Source organism: Ovoidimarina sediminis (genome assembly GCF_032586175.1).
Classification (GTDB): domain Bacteria; phylum Pseudomonadota; class Alphaproteobacteria; order Rhodobacterales; family Rhodobacteraceae; genus Ovoidimarina; species Ovoidimarina sediminis.
This window is the reverse complement of the sequence record NZ_JAWHTE010000033.1, coordinates 26,071-47,063: the sequence shown is the minus strand read 5'-3', so window position 1 is coordinate 47,063 and position 20,993 is coordinate 26,071. Positions and strand designations below refer to the sequence as shown.

Below are 20,993 nucleotides of genomic sequence, written 5' to 3'. Positions count from 1 at the left end.
ATTCCGGAACGCCAAGAACGACGGCTTCGGCGTGATGACCTATACCGACGGGTATCGCTACGAGGGCCAGTGGGTCGAGGGTAAGAGGTCCGGACGAGGGGTTGCCTTCTATCCAAAAGGGCCAGCAAATCCTGAAGGGCCGATAACGTATGTCGGCCCGTTTGCAGAGAGCGCCAAGCACGGGAAAGGCGTCCTGATTGACAAGAACAGTGCCGTGTTCTTCGTTGAACACAAGCGGGACGAGTACTTCAGCAATAGGCCAAGCGTTACCGGAGCCTTCCCCGAGCTCAGAGCCTCATTCAATTCTCTTCCTCTGGATGACAGGAAGATCGTTCAATCCAGCCTCAAGGCAAAAGGGCTTTACTCATCGGGCATCGACGGGGCTTGGGGTAGGAATACGATGGTCGGTGTCTTTGGATATGCAGCGGCCAACGACCTGCGTTTGGACTTATTCACAGAAGCTGCTGCTCTTGAAGTCCTTGAAGCGATCATCGCTGCGCAGTGAAAGCTTGACCGAGGGTAATCGCGTCCAAAGCTCTTAGCAACGCGCCAACACACCCGCCATCGGTGAACTTAAGTTCACCAGAATGAGCTTCATAAAGGTCAGAAATGCTGCCATAATATGCTGAGCTACAGCGACGGCAGATTTGGAATGGGCAAACCTACTGAAAGTACAGGCGCGAAACAGGCGAAGGCGCCAAAAACCGGCAAGTTCGCGAAGGGTAAAAGCGGCAATCCAAAGGGTCGGCCTAAGGGCGCGCGTAACAAGGCCACCTTGGCGGCGGAAGCTTTGATGGACGGTGATGCCGCGGCCATCACGACTAAAGCCATAGAACTGGCCAAGGCCGGTGAAATGACGGCGATCCGGCTGTGCCTGGAACGTATTCTGCCACCGCGCAAGTGTCGCCCCCTGAAGGTCAGTCTGCCCTTGATCGAGAAGCCAGAAGACATCCTGAAGGCCGTGAATGCCGTCCTAGTGGCCGTTTCCGCAGGAGACATTACCACTGACGAGGCCGATGCTCTCCTGCGCACCGTCGAGGCGGCGCGAAAGGCGATGGAGACCGAGGAACTGCACCGAGAGCTCGATGAGCTTCACGCAAGATTGGAGCTGCTCGGTGCCTGAGGCTCCCAAGTCCCGTCTATCAGCCCTCCGTAAGCGGCTTGCGATCCCGCGCGAAAGATACCTTGAAGCGGTGAAACGACAGGAGGAACGAGCTTGGGCCAAGTGGACCGATCCCACCTGGGGCAATGAGTTCAGGTCACGGCTCCAAGCGATCAAGGAGGAGTATGAGATTAATCCTTCACCGATGCGGGCCCCAATCGAACCGCTCGCTGCTCTGTACGACACAGAAGACGAGATCAGGCGCGACGAAGAGATCATTGAAGCTTATCTCTCGGACCATCCGCGCGAAGCCCGCAGGCCAATGGCGCGCGGCAACACGCACGACGAACTTCTCAACTTTTGGAAGTCTACCCCTGAGGGGCGCCGCCACGTTGACCACCACGAGCAAGAATTCTCTGCGGTAATCGCGAAGCTAAAGGCAGAGTATGTTGGGCGATAGGCATGAGGAGCAGTGAACTTAAGTTCACTAAATTTTTGGTTCGGCATCGGGACCTATAAGCTACAGACTGCCACATGCCGGAAAAGCGGATCTTGGTGCATCGCGCAGCGAATGACTGCTTGTCAGAGAGGACACTCCGCTAATCCACTCTCAATGCACACCCTCGAAAGCTCTCTAGCTTCGGTGAGCTCCTCGTAACGAAGTTCTTGAATAACTTGATTTCGCATCAACTGGGCCTTTCGATGCCCGGCTTCGGTGGCGATCAGCAACCAAGCTAGAGCGCGAACCCGATCTTCTGGGACGCCCTCTCCTAGGTCATACATCACGGCGAGTTGATATTGCGCGTTCGCATAGCCCTGCTTTGCTGCGGCTCTAAACCAGTGGGCCGCCTCTGGAAGATCCTCTCGGACGCCTTCGCCACGGTAATACGCCCAAGCCAGATCAATCTGTGCTGGGGCAAAATCCTCCTCGGCGGCAAGTCTTAACAAGCGTACAGCTTCCTGGTTGTTCTGCGGTACGCCCTCACCTCGGTAATACAGTTCAGCCAATCTGGTTTGAGCTTGTACGTGACCTTGCTCTGCCGCCAACCGGTACCAATGAGCCGCTTCAGTATTGTCCTTCGGTACGCCTCGACCCAAACTGTACCAACGCCCAAGCTGATACTGCGCAGAGGTACTGCCACTCTCCGCGGACCTGCGTGTACTTGGAAGATTGTCGGCAACATACTTGTCCGCTTGTTCTGGGCTAGGCTGCGAGCTCTTAGCGTCCTGCGTCTCCGCTACCAAAGCCAGAGCTAGGGAGAGCACATGACCCAGGATAATGACCGTCGCTAGGAGCAGAAGACGCCACCTAGTATCTCTTGAGGTTGCGCCCGGAGCAAGATCAGGATGGCGTAACAGGAGGGCCTCCCAAAAGAACGAGGCCGCAAGCGGCCCGTATAGCGTCGCGGAGTGAAGTGACCACGCGAGCACAAACAAAAAATCACCCATAAATGAGAGGAAGATCAGAGAAAAAAGAAACATCCATGTAGTAGCCCCGACAAGGAGCCAGACGTAGCCCAAGAAGCCGCTTGCCAACCCAGTGCCTATCAAAAGCGGCCCAGCAAGCAAAAGAGTTAGCCCCCAGAATGGTGCAGGGAGCCAATCAAATGCCAATACTACGCCTTGCTGACCAGGACCGTCGGAGACAGCAGCCAAGATCATGATGAATATGGACTGGCCTGTAACGAAGGCCGCCAAGAGAGCAATAAAGAAGAGAACAAGCACCTCAATGAACTTGATCCGCCTGCCAACCTCGGATGCGATCTCAAACCAGCCAGCTTCCTGGATACGTGGTGGTCGGTTTTCAGAAGTGTCCATAAATACCTCTGTTCTGGTACGCATGGTCCGACCTTTTGCTGGGCGCGCCTGCCTCATCGGAGCTATGTCTTAGGCTACGAAGACTGCAGTTCCGAAAGTTGAGCTACACAACAGAGCCAAGAGCCAACCCGCTTGCTTTACGAAGACATATCAACCTCAAGAACGTGAGCATTGACCTACATCACTACAGTAGAGCTGGCCTGTTCGAGGGGGACAATGTCCTCGCAAAAGGAAGATGGCTCTTTCTCACACCATTTTGGGTATGATCATCGCGCGAGAAGTCTGTCGCATTGTCGCACATGTCGCCGTGTCGCACGCGCAGTGACAGTAGATACTTGATCCTGCCGACTAACGCATTTGGCTCCGGGCATCGCTATCTGAAGCGAGAAGAACGAGAAAAGTGCAGGTCCTTATATTTAACGGAACGACCAGCTTCCGGTTCTTGATCGACGCACTGTTCCCTTAAGTTCCTTCCAGTTCCAATACCCAAAGGGGGAACAAGAGAGGGCTAAATATGGATGTCTCCCAAATTTATTAAATTTTAACAAATAGTTATAAGGATATAGTGGCGCGCTGGGGAGGATTCGAACCCCCGACCCCTTGATTCGTAGTCAAGTACTCTATCCAACTGAGCTACCAGCGCGCGGAATACCGGGCGATGTAGCCCCGGTGACGGCGAAGCGCAAGCCTTTACTCTACGCCGCACTCTCCAGCCCCGCGACGGATTTCGGTAGCACGATCGAAAACGTCGTGCCCTCCCCGTCCGACTTCACGAGGTCAAGCCGCCCGCCATGCCCGCGCACCAGTTCCGCCGCGATGGCAAGGCCAAGCCCGGATCCCCCTTTCCGCGCCCCGCCCTGGAACGCCCGGAACAGGTTTTCCCGCGCCTTGGGCGGCAACCCGGGCCCGGTGTCGCTGACATAGATGCTCCACTCGGTCTCGGTCTCCTCGGCGGTGACGGTCACGACGCCCGCCGCACCGGTGGCCAGGATGGCCTGGCGCGCATTACGCACGAGGTTCGACAACACGCGGAACAACTGCTCGGGATCCGCCCGCAGGATCAGGCCCGGCGACACCTTGTCTTCGAAGCTCACAAGATCGCTCGCCGACAGGCTTTCCCCCTCGATGACATCCTGCGTCACGCGATGCAGCTGGATCCTGTCCAGCATCGGCGGAGGTTCTTCGGCGCGCCCGAACACCAGCGTCGTCTCGCAAAGATTGACGGCCCGGCTCAGCGAACCCAGAAGCTTGGGTGCCATCCGCCGCACGCCGGGATCCTCGCTGTTCTCGATCCGGTCGCCGAAAAGCTGCGCCACCGTCAGGATGTTCCTCAGGTCGTGGCTGATCTTCGCCACCGCGCCGCCCAGCTGCGCAAGCCGCTCCTTCTGGCGCAGGGCGCCCGTCAGTTCCGTCTGCAGTGCCTGAAGCGTCTCCTCGGCATCCCGAAGCTCCCGCACCGTCGCAGACGGTCCGATGATCCGGCGCGCATCCTCTGGCGCCTCGGAATAGCTCTTCATGGCATCCACGACCCCGCGGATCGGCTTCACCAGAAGGCGCCGCACGGCGAAAAACAGAAGGCTCGCGGTCAGAACCGAGATCACGGCGGACAGGATCAGGATCCGAACCCCGTAATCGATCAGCGCCTCGCGCAGCGGCTCGGTCGGCAAGGTCACCTCGATCAGAAGCCCCGCCCCCTGCACCGGCTCCCCGATGACCCGGATCACCTCGGGCGCGGGCCTCACGAGGCGCGACAGTGCATCGCGGATCAGTTCAAGTGCCGTCGTGTTGCGCAGATCATAGGTCGCGGTAATCGGCGCCGGAACCTCGCTGGACAGCACAAGCTGGCGCATCTCGTCCCGCCGCAAGACGACGTTCAGCACACCGGCATTCTTCAGAAGCTCGTATTCCAGCCGGTCATCGATCATGTCGTTGGCTTCCAGCGCCAGCGACGCGATCTGCGCCCGTTCCAGCCGGTTGCTGAGGTAATCCAGCCGGAACCGCGCCACCGATGGCACGAAGATCAGAACTTCCGCCAGCATGACGAAGATGATCGTCAGCATCAGGAAGCGGCCGGAGAGCGAATTCAGAAACATCTCTGCTGCTTGGGCCTTCCGCGCGTCAGGGCAGGTAGGTCTGCACGAAGCCCACCACCTTCTTTACCGTAGGATTATCAAACAGTTTCGGCGAGAAATAGGCCCCAGCGGCACGCTTGTTGATCTCGCCAAGCGTCGGATAGGGCGCGACCATGTTGGCCACCGCGCTCATCTTCAGCTTGTTCGCGATGGCAAGCGCCCAGACACCGATCAGCTCACCGGCCTGCGCCCCGACGATGGAGGCGCCAACGGGCCGTCCTTTCACCACCATCACCTTGATCAGGCCCGTCGTCTTGCCCTCCGCGATCGCCCGGTCGTTTTCCTCATAGGGAAACCGGGCCACCGTCACCGCATGCCGCCCGTGCTCGCGTATCGCCTGTTCCTCGGTCAGGCCGACCTGCGCAAGTTCCGGGTCGGTATAGGTCACCCAGGGGATGTGATCGGTGCGCTGCTTCGATGGCAGAGCGAACAGCATCGACCGGACAATCACACCCGCATGATAGCCGGCCAGATGCGTGAATTGCAGCCCGCCAGCCGCATCACCAACGGCATAGACGCGCTTGTTGGTCACCGATCGCAGATCGGCCCCGACCTTCACGGCGCGGTCATGAGCCACGCCAGCCTTTTCAAGGTCGAGCGTCTCGATATTCACCTTTCGCCCAACAGCCATCAGAAGATGCGTGCCAGTGAAGCTCCCGCCTTCGGTCTCCACCGTAATCCGACCGTCTTCGCCCTTGATCCGCGTCGCCTGGGCACCTTCAACGATCTCGACGCCCTCCGCACGCAGCTTTTCAAGTACGATCGCCGCCAGTTCGGGGTCGTCCTTGCCCATGGCCGTCTGCCCTTCGATCACGGTCACCTTGGATCCAAGCCGCACATGCGCCTGCGCCATTTCCATCCCGATCGGCCCGCCGCCGATGATCAGAAGATGCTCGGGCCGCTCGCGCAGGTCGAAGATCGTCTCGTTCGTGTGAGCCTCGACATCCTCCACCCCCGGGATCGGCGGCACGAAAGGCGACGATCCCGTGGCGATCACGAACCGGCGCGCCTCGATCACCGTGTCGCCCGCCTGCACTTCGGTTCGCGAGATAAAGCGGCCCCATTCGCGGATGACGTGAACGCCAAGGCCCTCGAACCGCTCCTCGCTGTCGACGGGCGCAATCGTCTTGATCACACGGTGCACATGATCCTTCGCGGCAGAATAGCTGACCTCCGGCATCACCGGTGTAACCCCGAAGGACTCATTGGTGCGCATCGCCTGGGCCTGTTTGCCGGCCGCAAGAAGCGCCTTCGACGGCACACAACCGTAGTTCAGGCAATCCCCGCCCATCTTGTGGCCCTCGATCAGCACGACCTTCGCGCCCATCTGAACCGCACCGGCCGCCACCGAAAGGCCGCCAGAGCCGGCGCCGATCACGCAGATATCCGTCTTGATACGTTCCATGGGTCAAAGGCCCTTCCTGCCGCGGATCGCCTTCAGGACGATGGGAAGCGCGGCAAGCGCGCAAAGGCCGAGGATCGGCAGAAGAATATGCGGCTCGAAGATGATCCCGAGGTTCGGCGTCTCGCCCCGGGCAAGCACCTCTCCCAGGCCGGCGCCGACGGATGTGTATACAACGGCCCCGGGAATGATCCCCAGAAATGTCGTGACGACGAAACGGATAACCGGTACGCCGACAAGCGCCGGAACGAGGTTCGCGACGAAGAACGGAACGGCGGGCACGAGGCGGATCAGAAACAGCATCTCCCACTGGTTCTCGTCGATCCCGGCCTTGATCTTCTTCACCGTGCCTTCTGAATTGTCCATCCTTTCCGCCAAGCGCTCGCCCAACCCCCAGCGTGCGGCCAGAAATATGAGCGTCGCCCCGATCGTCGCCCCGACAATGTTGAAAAGTGCGCCCGGGAAGGTCGCGAACAAAAAACCGCCGGTCAGCGTGGCCACCGTCGCCCCGGGCAGCGAGAAGGCGACGATCACGACATAGACCGCGATGAAGGCCACAACCGTCAGCCCGTAATTCGCATCGCGAAACGCGATCAGTGCCTCGCGATTGTCGGCCAGGGCCTGGAAACTCAGATGATCGCGCAGGGTGAAGGCCCCGATCGCCGCCACAAGCAGGATCGCAATAAGCGGCAGGCGCCTTGCCAGCCCGCTGCTTTGTGGCATGTCGGTCATATCGGTCACGTGTCCGGTCCTCGTTCTCGTTCATACCTTCTGCCACAAGATGAGGGGCGTGAAAGCAAAGCGACAGGATCATCACGCTCGGTTGATTGAGGGTGAACGTCACGTGTCAGGGTTGCCGCGGGGACTGGATCGATTGAAACATTTACCCCGGCAGCTGCGTGGATTTGTTGCAGTTCAGCCCCGTCTCGCGCGTTGACTTCGATCCCCGCACCCACTAACAGAGCGGCTTCTGAGAGATATTCGCTCGAATCCACCCGAAACCGGGTTCGGGCCTGACGGATGGAGACCGGGTGATGAAACGCACCTTTCAGCCTTCGAACCTCGTGCGGAAACGCCGCCACGGCTTCCGCGCGCGCATGGCAACCAAGGCCGGGCGCAAGATCCTGAACGCCCGCCGGGCACGCGGCCGCAAGAAGCTTTCGGCCTGATCAACGCCCCAGAGGGAATCATGTCGCCGCCGGAGGCCAGCCAGCCCCCGGCGGCGTTCGCACGTCCGGAGGGCCTCAAACAGCGCAAGGATTTCCTGCGCGCGGCCCGTGGACGGCGCGAGGTCTCGCGGGGCTTCGTGCTTCAGGGGATCGACCGGCGGGATGAAACCCCGGCTCTGCGCATCGGCTTCACCTGCTCCAAGAAAGTCGGCAATGCCGTCGCCCGGAACCGTGCGAAGCGCCGCCTGCGCGAAGCGGCGCGGGCTGTGCTCCCCGATCATGGGCGTCCCGGCTGGGATTACGTGCTGATCGGCCGCAAGGACGCAACCGCCGCCCTGCCCTTCGAAGATCTGGTCTCGGATCTTCGCACGGCCCTCCGGCGCCTGCACCAGCGCGCGCCATGACGCCGCTGGCCTGGCTCCTTTCGCTGCCCGTCCGCGCCTACCGGCTGATCTTCAGCCCGTGGGTCGGCTTCAACTGCCGCTACGATCCCACCTGTTCGGCCTACGCGCTCGAGGCGCTCCGCACCCATGGAGGGCTCCGGGGCGGCTGGCTCGCCCTGCGCCGGATCCTCAGATGCCACCCCTGGGGTGGCATGGGCGTGGACGACGTGCCGCCGAAGTAAGGGCCTTCAGGGCCGACACCGCCGCTGCGAGGGACAGACCGCCGGCAAACAACCCGCTTTCGCCATGGCGACAGATCGGCTACCCCGTCGCCACTGCTGACGAGGTACCGATGCTTGACGATCTCGACGACATCCACCCGCTCTTCCACGGCGCGCCGAAGACCACCGAGTTCCGCAAACTCCGCAAGCGCATCCTGCGCCAGACCCGCGAGGCGATCGAGGAATACGGAATGGTCGAACGCGGCGCCCGCTGGCTCGTCTGCCTCTCCGGCGGGAAAGACAGCTACACCCTGCTCGCCGCGCTCTACGAGTTGAAATGGCGCGGCCTCCTGCCCGTCGATCTCCTCGCCTGCAATCTCGACCAGGGTCAGCCGGGCTTCCCGGCCACCGTCCTGCCTGAATTTCTCACCCGCATGGGCGTGCCGCACCGGATCGAATACCAGGACACCTATTCCATCGTCACCGACAAGGTTCCCGAAGGCCGCACCTATTGCGCCCTCTGCTCGCGGCTCCGGCGCGGCAACCTCTACCGTATCGCCCGGGAAGAAGGCTGTTCGTCCGTTGTGCTTGGCCACCATCGCGACGACATCCTCGAAACCTTCTTCATGAACCTCTTTCACGGCGGCAGGCTCGCCACGATGCCGCCGCGCCTTCTCAACGAGGACAGGGATCTTTTCGTCTGCCGGCCGCTTGCCCATGTCGCCGAAGACGATTGCGATCGTTTCGCCCGCGCGATGAACTATCCGATCATCCCATGCGACCTGTGTGGAAGTCAGGATGGGCTGCAGCGCCAGCAGGTAAAGGAAATGCTGAACGGCTGGGAACGCAACCGACCGGGGCGCCGCCAGGTGCTTTTTCGCGCGCTGACCAATGTCCGCCCCTCGCATCTCCTCGATCAGCGGATGTTCGATTTCGCGGGGCTGATGCGGGATACTACCGGGCCGGACGGCGCGGCAGATACATAAACTTGTCTGTTTTCTGTCGCCGCGAACCCGGCTTGATTAACTCTCTACCCAGAGCCTGACGCTAACCGTTTGCCCGCGGCGGTTGAGCGCTTGCGAAGGCTTGGGTTGGCGATGCGCATTTCTATTGGGTCCTCACTACTACAGTTGCAAACGACGTTGCGGCGGCTCCTGTCCGGCCCTCATCTCCTTGCATTCATGCCTGCGATGACATTGGCCGCGTTCTGGCTCGGTGGCGAGGCGGCGTTGATCGCGATCGCGATTCTGATGCCCGCCGCCTTCGCCATGGCCGGTCTCTACATCCGGCGCGCGCGCCTCGATGGTCTGCAGCGCGATCCCGTGTCGGAGCTTCCCTTTCGCCCTGAAATCATCGCCAGAACCGATGACTTGCTGGCTGATGGCCCAACGCAAAGCGGTATGATGGCATCCCTTGCACTCGCAATCGACGAATTCTCCGATCTCGAGCTTCAGTTCGGTCACACCGCCGCATCCGACATCCTGCACACGGTCGCCGGACGGCTGCGCTCGGTTATCCGGTCGTCGGATCTTCTGGGCCGGCTGGACGGCCCGCGCTTCATCGTCGTCCTGACAGCGGCAACGCGGGCGGATCTTGAAAGCTTGATCCAGATGTCGGTTCGTCTTCAGCACGCGGTTCAGGAGCCGATCGCCCTCGATGGCACGCGGATCTATGTCACAAGCTCCATTGGCTTCTGCACGCCCAAGCGGCGCCCGGGGCAATCCGGCGCCATGCTGATCGAAGCCGCCGAACAGGCGCTCGACGATGCCGTATCGCACGGCAACGGGGCGATCCGGGCATTTTCGCCCGACATCCAGAAAAGGGCCAGGTCGCGCGGCGCCTTGTCGGATCAACTGCCGAACGCGCTTGAAAACGATCAGATCAAACCGTGGTTTCAACCCCAGATCTCCGCCACGACCGGGGAAATCACCGGCTTCGAGGTGCTTGCCCGCTGGGAACATCCCGAAAGCGGCCTCGTGCCTCCGTCTGAATTTCTTACGGCAGCGGAAGAGCTCGGGCTGCTGGAGCGGTTGGGTGAGGTCATGCTCTACAAAAGCCTGAACGCTCTGCGCGCATGGGATGCCGAAGACATCCTGGTTCCGAAGATCTCGCTGAACTTCTCTGCCGAGGAACTTCGCAACCCGTCTATCGTCGACAAGATCAGGTGGGAACTCGATCGCTTCGATATTCCGCCGATGCGTGTGTCTGTCGAGGTGCTGGAAACCGTCATCGCGCAGTCATCCAGCGATACCATCATCCGCAACCTGCGCTTGCTCGCGGATCTGGGCTTCATGATCGATCTCGACGATTTCGGAACCGGGCACGCCTCCATCGCGAATATCAAGCGGTTCTCGGTCGGCCGCATCAAGATCGATCGTTCCTTCGTCACCCAGATCGATACCGACATGGAACAACAGAACATCGTGTCTGCGATTCTGATCCTGGCAAAGCGGCTTGAACTTCAAACCCTTGCCGAGGGTGTCGAAACCCCCGCCGAACACGCGATTCTGCGCCAGCTCGGCTGCGACCACCTTCAGGGCTACGGCATCGCGCGGCCCATGCCGTTCGAGCAGGTCGCCCCATGGGTGAAGGAACACACCGCGGCGCTGCTCCACCGCGCCAGATCTGAGAATCAGGTCGAATCGTCCCACCCGGCCGAGAGCCTGCCGCTGACCGGGAAAACGGCTTGACCTTTTGGCCCGCGACAGGTTGAACCTGCCCCGACCTACCCAAGAAATCTGCGGTGGACGGGCATGGACGAACAGAACCGGAATCTTATCCTGGCGACAGCGCTGAGCTTTCTCGTCATTCTCATCTGGTTCATTCTCTTCCCGCCGGAAGAGCCGGTTCCTCCACAGGATGTGGCCCCGGCGACCGCGGAAGGCACCGTGCAGCCGGCCGTCCCGGGTGCGGAAGCCAATCCCACTCTGCCCGGCACATCCGAGGCCGGTGTTCCGGGATCCGGTCAGGGCGCCACTGCCGCTCCCGAGGCGCCCGCCGCGCCGCGCGTCGAGATCCAAACAAACCGGCTCTCCGGCTCGATCTCCCTTGCCGGCGGCCGCATCGACACGCTGAACCTCTCCGATTACCGCGAAACCATCGATCCGGGCGCCGATACCGTTACTCTCCTTGTGCCGGAAGGGCAGAACCGCGCCTATTACGCTTTGTTCGGCTGGTCGCCCGGTGCGGGGCTCGATGCCGGGGCCGTTCCCGGCGCGTCGACACCGTGGTCGCAAAGCGGCGACGGCGCGCTGACCACCGGGAACGATCTGCTGCTGACATGGGATAACGGCGCCGGCCTCAGCTTCCAGCGCCGGATCTCGGTGGATGACGACTTCATGTTCACCGTCACACAGTCGGTGACGAACAATTCCGGTGCCCCCGTGCGCCTCGCCCCCTACGGCGTCATCGCGCGCCACGGCGAACCCGACGATCTCAAGGGCTTCTTCATCATCCAGGAAGGCCCGATCCGCCAGACCGGCGAGCAGCTCGATGAATACGGCTACGACGACCTGCGCGATTTCGATGCCGATCCGCGCTGGGGCCCGGCCTCGGATGTCGTTCAGGTCGAACAGAACGGCTGGATCGGTTTCACCGATCACTACTGGATGACGACGCTCATCCCCGACACGGCCGAACCGTTCCAGGCCGCCCTGCAATATGACGCGGCCCGCGACATCTACCGCACCACGGCCCTCCTCTCGACACGCGACGTCGCCCCGGGTGCCACGGTCGAGGTCACCCAGCGCCTTTTCGCCGGCGCCAAGGAATGGGAAACGATCCGCGAATACGAGGAAGCCAAGGGCATCTACCGCTTCATCGATTCGATCGACTGGGGCTGGTTCTTCTTCCTGACGAAGCCGATCTTCGCCGTCCTGCACTGGCTCAACGGGGTCATCGGCAACATGGGCTGGGCGATCATCGCGCTCACCTTCATCATCAAGGCGCTGCTCCTTCCCCTGGCCTACAAATCCTATGTCTCCATGGCCCGGATGAAGGAACTTCAGCCGGAGATGGAGAAGATCAAGGAACGCGCCGGCGACGACCGCCAGAAACTCCAGCAGGAGATGATGGGCCTCTACAAGAAGGAAAAGGTCAACCCGGCCGCGGGCTGCCTGCCGATCCTTCTGCAGATCCCGATCTTCTTCTCGCTCTACAAGGTGATCTTCGTCACCATCGAACTGCGCCACGCCCCCTGGATCGGCTGGATCAGGGATCTTTCGGCCCCCGACCCGTCGTCGCTTTTCAACCTCTGGGGCGTCCTGCCCTGGGCAGGGCCGGAACCGGGCTCGATCCTCGCGCTGATCTTCATCGGCATCCTGCCCCTGATCCTCGGCATCTCGATGTGGTTGCAGCAAAAGCTGAACCCGGCACCCACCGATCCCACGCAGGCGATGATCTTCGCCTGGATGCCCTGGGTCTTCATGTTCATGCTAGGCTCCTTCGCCAGCGGGCTCGTGATCTACTGGATCGCGAACAACACGATCACCTTCATGCAGCAATACGCGATCATGCGCAGCCAGGGCATGAAGCCTGACGTGTTCGGCAACATCACCTCGGGCTTCAGGAAGAAGCCGGGCGGAACCGAAAAAACCGCGGCGAACAAGACCAGCAAACCCGACAAGAAGTGACCGCCACCCTCACCCATATCGTACGCCACCCGCTCAAGGCGATTGGCCGGGAGGTTTGCGAAAGGGTGAACCTGACGGCCGGCCAGTGGATGCCGGGTGACAGGATCTGGGCCGTCACACACGGCAAGTCCCGCATCGAGGGGCCAGGCTGGGCGCCGAAGGTCAACTTCCTCCGGGGCGTCAGCGGGCCCTCCCTGATGGCCGCCACGGCGCATCTGTCGGAGGACGGGGCGAGCCTAACCCTGAACCATCCCGAGGCGGGACCCCTCACGCTTCACCCTGACAATCCCGACGATACCCCCCGCCTGCTGCACTGGCTGGGCGGGATCTGGCCCGAGGATCTTCCGCCCCCGACCGGCCTCTATCGCACCGATGCGGCCCACCTCACCGACGTCCCCGATCCCTGGCTTTCGATCCACAACGCCGCAACCCACCGCGCGGTCGAACAGCGCCTCGACACGCCCCTCTCGATCCACCGCTGGCGCGGCAATCTCTGGATCGAGGGCCTCGCCCCCTGGCAGGAATTCGAATGGATCGGCAAGACGATCCGGATCGGCGCGGTCGCCTTCACGATCCGCGAACGCATCACCCGCTGCAAGGCCACCATGGCAAACCCCGAGACCGGCCGCCGCGACGCCGATACCCTCGCCGCGCTCAGAAGCTGGGATCACCAGGATTTCGGCGTTTATGCAGAGGTGCTCTCGGACGGCGCGATCGCCACCGGCGATCCGGTCGAGGTGCCCCAGTGACGACCCTCCCCTTCCCCGAAGCCACGCCCGAGCCGTCCGCGCTCGAGACCGGAACACAGCTCTTCCGCCAGAACACCGACTTCCTGAAAGGTGTCGTCGCGATGGATGGCCTGCCGCCCGGCGACCGGATCGAGATCTGCTTTGCCGGGCGCTCGAATGTCGGGAAATCCACGCTGATCAACGCCCTGACCGGGCGACGCGGCCTCGCCCGGGCCTCGAACACGCCAGGCCGCACGCAGGAAATCAATTTCTTCACCCTGGGCGACACCCATTACCTCGTCGATCTTCCCGGCTATGGCTTCGCCAACGCGCCCCTCGCGGTCGTCAGGAAATGGCAGGCGCTCCTCAAGGCCTACCTCGCAGGGCGTCCCAACCTCCGCCGCGCCTTCGTGCTGATCGACGCCCGCCACGGCGTCAAACCGGTGGATGAAGAGATCATGGGCCTGCTCGACAAGGCCGCCGTGCCCTTCCAGACGGTGCTGACGAAGACCGACAAGGTGAAGGAAAAGGATCGCGCGCGCGTGCTCGCACAGGTCCGCGCCGCGCTTCAGCCGCATCCCGCGGCCTACCCGGAACTGATCACCACATCGTCCGAGAAGGGCCAGGGCATCGATACCCTCCGCGCCGTCATCGCGGAACTCGAGTAACGCGAACCGCACCGCACAGGTCTTGAGGCCCCGCGCCGGACCGCCTAACAGGGGGGCGGAGAGCACAGAAATGAAGCCCAGAGACATGACCCGCGACTGGATCGCCACCGCACGAACGCTGTCCGAAGCGCTGCCCTTCCTGCAACGCTACGACGGCGCAACCGTGGTCATCAAATTCGGCGGCCACGCGATGGGCGATGACGCCGAAATGGAAAGCTTCGCCCGCGACATCGCGCTGATGCAGCAGGTGGGCGTAAAACCCGTGGTCGTCCATGGCGGCGGCCCGATGATCAACGACATGCTCGCCCGGCTCGAGATCAAATCCGATTTCGTGGGCGGAAAGCGGGTCACCGACGCGGCCACGGTCGAAGTGGTGGAAATGGTGCTCTCCGGCCGGGTCAACAAGCGCATCGTCCAGGCCATCGGTGCCCAGGGCGGCCGCGCCGTCGGGCTTTCCGGCAAGGATGCCGGCCTCATGATCTGCGAACAGACGCATCCCGATCTGGGCTTCGTCGGCACGCCGGTGGAAATCAACGCCGAATTCCTGCGCGATCTCGGCGAGAAGGATACGATCCCCGTGATCGCTCCGATCGGCATGGGCCGCGACGGCGCCACCTACAATGTGAACGGTGACACCGCGGCGGGCGCCATCGCCGCGGCGCTTAAGGCAGACCGCCTGCTTCTCCTGACCGATGTGGCGGGCGTGAAGAATGCCTCGGGCGAGGTCGTGACCGAACTGACACCCGATCAGATCACGGCGATGACGGCCGACGGCACGATCGCCGGAGGCATGATCCCGAAGACAGAAACCGCGCTCGAGGCCATCGCGGGCGGCGTGCGCGCCGTGGTCATCCTCGATGGCCGCGCCCCGAATGCCTGCCTGCTCGAGCTCTACACCGAACACGGGGCCGGCAGCCTGATCCGGGCGCCGCGATGAATTACGCGGCGCTCGAGGCCAAGGTCCGCGCCGCGCAACTCGACATTTTCGGGGCCTTCCACCCGGCAGAGGGCGACGGGCTCCCCTCGTCGATCAAAACGCTCGTCCTCCTCGGGCCGGGCGAACCGGGCTTCTGGCCTCATCTCCTCGACACCCCGGAATGGGCCGATGGCCAGCCCGACGCGGTCGATCGCTGGTCCCGCCGCGTCATAGGCACGCTGGCCTGCGATCTCGGCGGCAAGGCCTACTTCCCGTTTTCCGGCCCTCCCTGGCACCCGTTCATCGCCTGGGCGCGCCGCTCCGGCCGCGCCTGGGAAAGCCCGGTGACGCTGCTCGTGAATGATCGGGCGGGCCTCATGGTCTCCTACCGGGGCGCCCTCGGCCTCGGGGAGCGCCTCGCGCTTCCACAGCCCGGCCCCCGCCCCTGTGACACCTGCGATACACGTCCCTGCCTCTCCGCCTGCCCCGTCACTGCCCTCACGACAATTGGATATGACATTCCGGCGTGCAAAGGCTATCTCTCCACCGAGGTGGGGAAGGAAAGCTGCATGGCGAAGGGGTGCGCCGTGCGCCGCGCATGCCCGATCTCTGAAACCTACGGACGCCTCGAGGCCCAGTCGGCCTATCACATGAGCCACTTCGCGAGATGACCCTCAAACTCGTTCTGACCCGGCACGCCAAATCAAGCTGGAGCGATCCGACGCTCGACGATTTCGATCGCCCGCTGAACGGCCGCGGGCGCCGCTCGGCCACTGCAATCGGCCAGTGGATCGCCGAAGCCGGCCACGTTCCGGCAGAGGTCGTCGTTTCCGGCGCCAGGCGCACGGTCGACACGTGGTCGGCCATCGCCCGGGAACTTCCCGACAAGGCGCCCATGCGCTCCGATCCGGCCCTCTATCACGCCAGCGCGCCGTCGATCCTCGCGGTCCTCCGCGGGCTCTCGGCCCCGTCGGCGATGATCATCGGGCACAACCCGGGCATCGCCGATTTCGCCGAACGCATCGTCAACGCACCCGCCGATCACCCGCGCTACGCCGATTTCCCGACCTGCGCGACAGCGGTCATCGAATTCGGGAAATCCCACTGGCGCGACGTCGACTGGGGCGATGGCACCCTGGTCGCGTTCGTTCTGCCCCGCGAACTCCTCGAATAAGAAATGCCCCGGCACAAGCCGGGGCCGTCTCTCGGGGCGCGCTGGGCCTCCGCGGGATCAGTGCCCGAGGATCTGGCTCAGGAACAGCTTCGTCCGGTCGCTCTTCGGGTTCTTGAAGAACTCCTCCGGCTCGTTCTGCTCCACGATCTGCCCGTCATCCATGAAGATCACGCGGTTCGCCACCTGGCGGGCAAAGCCCATCTCGTGGGTCACGCACAGCATCGTCATGCCCTCTTCGGCCAGCTCGATCATCGTATCGAGCACTTCCTTGATCATCTCCGGGTCAAGCGCCGAGGTCGGTTCGTCGAACAGCATGATCCGAGGCCGCATGCACAGGCTCCGCGCAATCGCCACCCGCTGCTGCTGGCCGCCCGACAACTGGCCGGGATACTTGTTGGCCTGCTCCGGGATCTTCACCTTGGTGAGGAAGTGCATCGCCGTCTCTTCGGCTTCCTTCTTCGGAATCTTCCGCACCCAGATCGGTGCCAGGGTGCAGTTCTCCAGGATCGTGAGATGCGGGAAGAGGTTGAAGTGCTGGAACACCATGCCAACCTCCGACCGGATCGTGTCGATGTTCTTGATGTCGGACGACAGAAGCGTGCCGTCGACGACGATCCGGCCCTTCTGATGCTCCTCCAGCGCGTTGATGCACCGGATCAGGGTCGACTTGCCCGACCCCGAAGGGCCACAGATCACGATCCGCTCGCCCCGGTACACCGTCAGGTCGATGTCACGCAGCACGTGGAACGTGCCATACCACTTGTTCATGTTCTCGATCGAGATCGCCACCTCGTCGGAAACGTTCGCGTCTTTGCGGGCAAGTGCCTCGTCGGTCATAGCCATGGTCACGGCCTCCCCTTAACGATGATCGGTCTGAAGCTGCCGCTCCAGCCATTGTGAGTATTGCGAGATGCCGTAGCAGCAGACGAAGAACAGAAGCGCGGCAAAGCCGTAAAGCTCCCAATAGATCCCCTGCCATTCGGTCACCGACACGATCGGTCCACGGATGATCCCCACGAGGTCGAACATCGAGATGACCGATACAAGCGTGGTATCCTTGAACAGACCGACAGCCACGTTCACGATCCCAGGGATCGAGATCTTCAGCGCCTGCGGCAGGATGATCAGCCGCATCGCCTGGCTGTAGTCGAGCCCCAGCGAATCCGCCGCCTCGTACTGTCCGCGCGGCAACGCGGCTAGGCCGCCACGGATAACCTCCGCGATATAGGCCGCCGCGAACAACGTGATCATGATCATCACGCGTACGATGATGTCGAAGTTCGCATTGGGCGGCAGGAAGTATGCCAGAACCACGTTCGCAACGAACAGAAGCGTGATCAGCGGCACACCGCGAATGAACTCGATGAAGATGACCGAGAAGATCCGGATGATCGGCATTTTCGATTGCCGGCCCAGCGCAAGCGCGATCCCAAGCGGCAACGACAGCGACACACAGGTCACGCCAAGGATCATGTTCAGCATGAACCCGCCGATCTCCCGCGATTCCACCGGCGTCAGCGCCAGAACCCGAGGCGGATCTTCGCCCAGGATCAGCCCCGACACCCACCAGAACAGAACAGTGGCGATCAATCCGCCGATAAAGCCCATGGCAAAGGACTGATCCACAAGCTTCCGGTACACCAGGTAACCGATGACGAAGCCGATCAGAACGGCCAGCGGACTCAGGATCGATCCGCCCCAGACCAGCCAGTAGGCCACGAAGGGGAACAGCCCGGTCCAGATCAGCATCTTCCGCGGCAGCGCCGAAAACAGCACCGGCGCAATGGCCACGAACATCAGCACGAAGGCCAGCGTCGGCCGCCAGTAACTGTCGATCGGATAGCGCCCGAAGATAAGCTGGTGCCACCGCTCGGTCAGAACCGAAAAACAGCCGCCAACCTGGCCCTGAAGCTGGTCAAGGCATTCCCGGCGCGAACCGGTGTTCCAGATCCCGTTCAGAAGCCAGGGCAGGATCAGCGAAAGGATCGAATAGACGGCCAGAAGCGCCAGAAGCGTCAGGATGCTGTTGGTGACCGAGGAAAACAGGTTTTCCCGCACCCACTTGACCGCCCCGGTCTCCGCCGCCGGCGGCGGCGAAGGCGGAATCGACGTTTCCCGAACGAAGGCGACTGAATGCGCGTGCATTTCCGACATATCAGCGCTCCTTCAGTTTGACGGCGTTGTTATAGAGGTTCATCACCGCCGAGATCGACAACGAGATCAGCAGATAGAACAGCATCAGAAGAAGAACCGTCTCGATCGCCCGTCCGGTCTGGTTCAGCGTGATGCCCCCCAGCGTCCCGGTCACGTCCATGTATCCCACGGCGATCGCCAGCGACGAGTTCTTCGTCAGGTTCAGATACTGCGAAATCAAGGGCGGGATGATCACCCGAAGCGCCTGCGGCAGGATCACGAGGCTCATGATCCGGTTGGGCCTGAGGCCAAGCGACGCCGCCGCCTCCGTCTGCCCCTTTGAAATCGCCTGGATACCCGCGCGGACGTTCTCTGCAATGAACGCGCCGGTATAGATCGCCAGCGCAAACCAAAGCGCGATCAGCGATCCGCGAACCTGGATGCCCCCCTGAAAGTTGAAGCCCCTGAGTTCGGGATACTCCAGGCCGATCGGACGGCCGAGGATGAAGAACATCAGAAGCGTCGGCACGAAGAACAGCGCCAGCGACGGCCAGAACGTCGGCAGAAGCCGGCCCGTGTCGTAGAGAAGCTTGGTGGCATAGCGCCGGTACAGGATGATCGCGAGCACCGACAAAAGGAAGGTCACGACAACCAGCCAGGATCCGGCCTCCCAGATCGGGCGCGGCACGTAAACACCCCGGTTCGTGAAGGCGAAGCTGTCGAACAGCATCGACGCCGTTGCGTCGTCACCCCGGAAGTCGCGCGGCCCCGGAAGGCTCACCGTCATGATCGAGAAGATGATCAGGATCCAGATCAGCACCGGCACGTTCCGGAACGCCTCGACATAGATCGCCATCAGCTTCGATACGATCCAGTTGTTCGAAAGGCGCAGAACCCCGGCGACAACACCAAGAACGGTCGCCGTCAAGCATCCCAGGAAGGCAACGATCAGGGTATTCAGAACCCCGACCATCGAAGCCCGGAAATGCGTGTCCTGGCTGTTATACGGAATGGGCTGCTGGTTGATGTCGTACCCGGCGGCCTCGCCGAGAAACTCATACGAGATATCCTGACCAAGATCGGCAAGGTTCTGAATGGCGTTCGAGATCAGCCACCCGAAGAACAGAAAGATCAAGATCAGCGCAATGAACTGGAGCGTATAGCCCCGGTACCGCGTGTCGTTCAGCAGCATGGACAGCCGGAACGACTCCACGGGCGGGTCGGTGAGCGTCGTCATATGCAATGTTCCCCGTCGTCCCCCGTTCTGGTTTTGGCGTCGTTGCGCTATCGGGGGTCGTTCTTGAATACGCGAAGGGCGCAGATTTCTCTACGCTCTTCGGTGTCTTGTCTTAGCGGAACGGCGGTGCGTACATCAGGCCGCCATCGGTCCACTGCGCGTTCAGGCCACGGGCCAGACCGATCGGAGTGTTCTCACCGATGTGGCGCTCGAAGATCTCGCCATAGTTGCCGGTGGCCATGATGGCGTTCTTCGCCCAGTCGTTCGACAGGCCGATCATTTCGCCAAGGCCGCCTTCGGAACCCAGAAGACGGTTGATTTCCGGGTTGTCCGTGCCGTTGGCCAGTTCGCCGACATTTGCCGAGGTCACGCCAAGCTCTTCAGCCGCGATCAGCGCGTTCAGAACCCAGCGGGCAATGTCGCCCCACTCGTTGTCGCCGTGGCGCACAAGCGGGCCAAGCGGCTCTTTCGAGATGATTTCGGGCAGGATCACATGCGCACCCGGATCCTCGAAGGTCGCGCGCGATGCGGCAAGACCCGAAGCGTCCGTGGTGTAGGTGTCGCAGGCACCGGCGGTGTACTGCTGAAGCGCTTCCGCGTTCGTTTCGATCGGAACCGGCTCATACGAGATGCCGTTCGAACGGAAGAAGTCGGCAAGGTTCAGTTCGGTCGTCGTGCCGGTCTGGATGCAGACGGTCGCCCCGTCCAGATCCTTCGCAGACGTCACGCCCAGTTCCTTCGGAACGATGAAGCCCTGACCGTCATAGTAGTTGACGCCCACGAATTCGAACTTCAGGTCGTTGTCGCGCGAGAACGTCCAGGTGGTGTTCCGCGACAGCAGGTCGATTTCGCCAGCGGCCAGCGCGGTGAAGCGGGTCTTACCCGTGAGCGGCACGTACTTGACGGCATCCGCATCGCCGAGGACCGCAGCGGCCACAGCGCGGCAAAGTTCAACGTCGAACCCCTGCCAGTTGTTGTTGGCGTCAGGCGCCGCGAAGCCAACCAGACCGGTGTTCACGCCACAGTTAAGCGCGCCACGGGCTTGAATGTCTTCGAGGGTGGTCGCCTGCGCGGCGCCGGCCAGAAGGCCAGCAGCGGCAAACGCGCCGAAATAGATGGATTTTTTCATTTTTACCTCATCCTGGTTGCCCGTCGGTTTATGCGGGCGGCTTTGCCGATCCTCCCAGACCGGATTTCCAATGAAAGGGCACCCCCTCATCGCGTGGGATAGAGAGTACATAAGACCCCTGAGGTCAAGTAAAAGAGCCGTTTTTCAAGG

At 62.0% G+C, this 20,993-nt stretch carries 21 protein-coding genes, 1 tRNA gene and 1 pseudogene; 14 read left to right on the top strand and 9 right to left on the bottom strand.

What is annotated here, in order from left to right; translation table 11 throughout:
• From RXV90_RS23470 to RXV90_RS23460, 3 genes and pseudogenes are all read left to right on the top strand, one after another.
• Nucleotides 1-505, top strand: a pseudogene (locus RXV90_RS23470) (hypothetical protein); the annotation flags it as partial.
• Nucleotides 506-622: 117 nt separating this feature from the next.
• Nucleotides 623-1,123: a DUF5681 domain-containing protein gene (locus tag RXV90_RS23465; RefSeq protein WP_316652421.1), complete on the top strand. Its 501-nt coding sequence runs from the start codon at nt 623-625 to the stop codon at nt 1,121-1,123.
• Between the two features lie 70 nt (nt 1,124-1,193).
• The gene (locus tag RXV90_RS23460) at nt 1,194-1,562 is read left to right on the top strand and encodes a hypothetical protein (protein ID WP_316652419.1); all 369 of its coding nucleotides are present in this window, start codon (nt 1,194-1,196) and stop codon (nt 1,560-1,562) included.
• Nucleotides 1,563-1,684: 122 nt separating this feature from the next.
• Here the strand turns inward: RXV90_RS23460 and RXV90_RS23455 are convergent, their stop codons facing one another.
• The 5 genes from RXV90_RS23455 to RXV90_RS23435 form a co-directional block, all read right to left on the bottom strand.
• Complete coding sequence (locus RXV90_RS23455) at nt 1,685-2,944, bottom strand: tetratricopeptide repeat protein (RefSeq protein WP_316652416.1); 1,260 nt, start codon at nt 2,942-2,944, stop codon at nt 1,685-1,687.
• Between the two features lie 542 nt (nt 2,945-3,486).
• Nucleotides 3,487-3,563 (bottom strand) — tRNA-Arg (locus RXV90_RS23450).
• Nucleotides 3,564-3,615: 52 nt separating this feature from the next.
• The gene (locus RXV90_RS23445) at nt 3,616-5,013 is read right to left on the bottom strand and encodes a sensor histidine kinase (protein ID WP_316652414.1); all 1,398 of its coding nucleotides are present in this window, start codon (nt 5,011-5,013) and stop codon (nt 3,616-3,618) included.
• Between the two features lie 25 nt (nt 5,014-5,038).
• Nucleotides 5,039-6,457, bottom strand: coding sequence for a dihydrolipoyl dehydrogenase family protein (locus tag RXV90_RS23440; protein WP_316652412.1), 1,419 nt, complete (start codon nt 6,455-6,457; stop codon nt 5,039-5,041).
• A gap of 3 nt (nt 6,458-6,460) precedes the next feature.
• A complete protein-coding gene (locus tag RXV90_RS23435) occupies nt 6,461-7,186 on the bottom strand; it encodes a TVP38/TMEM64 family protein (RefSeq protein WP_316652427.1) in 726 nt (241 codons plus the stop codon).
• 302 nt (nt 7,187-7,488) lie between these two features.
• Here RXV90_RS23435 and rpmH point away from each other — a divergent pair, with 302 nt between their 5' ends.
• From rpmH to RXV90_RS23380, 11 genes are all read left to right on the top strand, one after another.
• Nucleotides 7,489-7,623, top strand: a complete 135-nt coding sequence (rpmH, locus tag RXV90_RS23430) for a 50S ribosomal protein L34 (protein ID WP_074219990.1) — start codon at nt 7,489-7,491, stop codon at nt 7,621-7,623.
• A gap of 20 nt (nt 7,624-7,643) precedes the next feature.
• Nucleotides 7,644-8,027: a ribonuclease P protein component gene (rnpA, locus tag RXV90_RS23425; RefSeq protein ID WP_316652408.1), complete on the top strand. Its 384-nt coding sequence runs from the start codon at nt 7,644-7,646 to the stop codon at nt 8,025-8,027.
• Complete coding sequence (gene yidD / locus RXV90_RS23420; protein WP_316652406.1) at nt 8,024-8,248, top strand: membrane protein insertion efficiency factor YidD; 225 nt, start codon at nt 8,024-8,026, stop codon at nt 8,246-8,248. Before rnpA ends, yidD begins: the two co-directional genes overlap by 4 nt.
• Nucleotides 8,249-8,358: 110 nt before the next feature.
• On the top strand, nt 8,359-9,213 hold the full coding sequence (ttcA, locus tag RXV90_RS23415) for a tRNA 2-thiocytidine(32) synthetase TtcA (protein WP_316652404.1): 855 nt from the start codon (nt 8,359-8,361) through the stop codon (nt 9,211-9,213).
• A gap of 204 nt (nt 9,214-9,417) precedes the next feature.
• A complete protein-coding gene (locus RXV90_RS23410; RefSeq protein ID WP_316652402.1) occupies nt 9,418-10,917 on the top strand; it encodes a putative bifunctional diguanylate cyclase/phosphodiesterase in 1,500 nt (499 codons plus the stop codon).
• Nucleotides 10,918-10,980: 63 nt separating this feature from the next.
• Nucleotides 10,981-12,858 (top strand): membrane protein insertase YidC, encoded by a 1,878-nt coding sequence (yidC, locus tag RXV90_RS23405; protein ID WP_316652400.1) that lies wholly within the window; start codon nt 10,981-10,983, stop codon nt 12,856-12,858.
• A complete protein-coding gene (locus tag RXV90_RS23400) occupies nt 12,855-13,607 on the top strand; it encodes an MOSC domain-containing protein (RefSeq protein WP_316652398.1) in 753 nt (250 codons plus the stop codon). The genes yidC and RXV90_RS23400 overlap by 4 nt, the downstream gene beginning before the upstream one ends.
• Nucleotides 13,604-14,254 (top strand): ribosome biogenesis GTP-binding protein YihA/YsxC, encoded by a 651-nt coding sequence (gene yihA / locus RXV90_RS23395; RefSeq protein ID WP_316652396.1) that lies wholly within the window; start codon nt 13,604-13,606, stop codon nt 14,252-14,254. Before RXV90_RS23400 ends, yihA begins: the two co-directional genes overlap by 4 nt.
• Before the next feature lie 70 nt (nt 14,255-14,324).
• Nucleotides 14,325-15,191 (top strand): acetylglutamate kinase, encoded by an 867-nt coding sequence (gene argB / locus RXV90_RS23390; protein ID WP_316652394.1) that lies wholly within the window; start codon nt 14,325-14,327, stop codon nt 15,189-15,191.
• Nucleotides 15,188-15,841 (top strand): ferredoxin, encoded by a 654-nt coding sequence (locus RXV90_RS23385; RefSeq protein ID WP_316652392.1) that lies wholly within the window; start codon nt 15,188-15,190, stop codon nt 15,839-15,841. Before argB ends, RXV90_RS23385 begins: the two co-directional genes overlap by 4 nt.
• Nucleotides 15,838-16,344, top strand: coding sequence for a SixA phosphatase family protein (locus tag RXV90_RS23380; protein WP_316652391.1), 507 nt, complete (start codon nt 15,838-15,840; stop codon nt 16,342-16,344). The genes RXV90_RS23385 and RXV90_RS23380 overlap by 4 nt, the downstream gene beginning before the upstream one ends.
• A 57-nt stretch (nt 16,345-16,401) precedes the next feature.
• Here the strand turns inward: RXV90_RS23380 and RXV90_RS23375 are convergent, their stop codons facing one another.
• From RXV90_RS23375 to RXV90_RS23360, 4 genes are all read right to left on the bottom strand, one after another.
• Nucleotides 16,402-17,187: an amino acid ABC transporter ATP-binding protein gene (locus RXV90_RS23375; protein ID WP_316652389.1), complete on the bottom strand. Its 786-nt coding sequence runs from the start codon at nt 17,185-17,187 to the stop codon at nt 16,402-16,404.
• A gap of 15 nt (nt 17,188-17,202) precedes the next feature.
• The gene (locus RXV90_RS23370) at nt 17,203-18,498 is read right to left on the bottom strand and encodes an amino acid ABC transporter permease (RefSeq protein ID WP_316652387.1); all 1,296 of its coding nucleotides are present in this window, start codon (nt 18,496-18,498) and stop codon (nt 17,203-17,205) included.
• 1 nt (nt 18,499) lies between these two features.
• The gene (locus RXV90_RS23365) at nt 18,500-19,714 is read right to left on the bottom strand and encodes an amino acid ABC transporter permease (protein WP_316652385.1); all 1,215 of its coding nucleotides are present in this window, start codon (nt 19,712-19,714) and stop codon (nt 18,500-18,502) included.
• 112 nt (nt 19,715-19,826) lie between these two features.
• Nucleotides 19,827-20,843, bottom strand: a complete 1,017-nt coding sequence (locus tag RXV90_RS23360; RefSeq protein ID WP_316652383.1) for an amino acid ABC transporter substrate-binding protein — start codon at nt 20,841-20,843, stop codon at nt 19,827-19,829.
• Between the last annotated feature and the right edge of the window lie 150 nt (nt 20,844-20,993).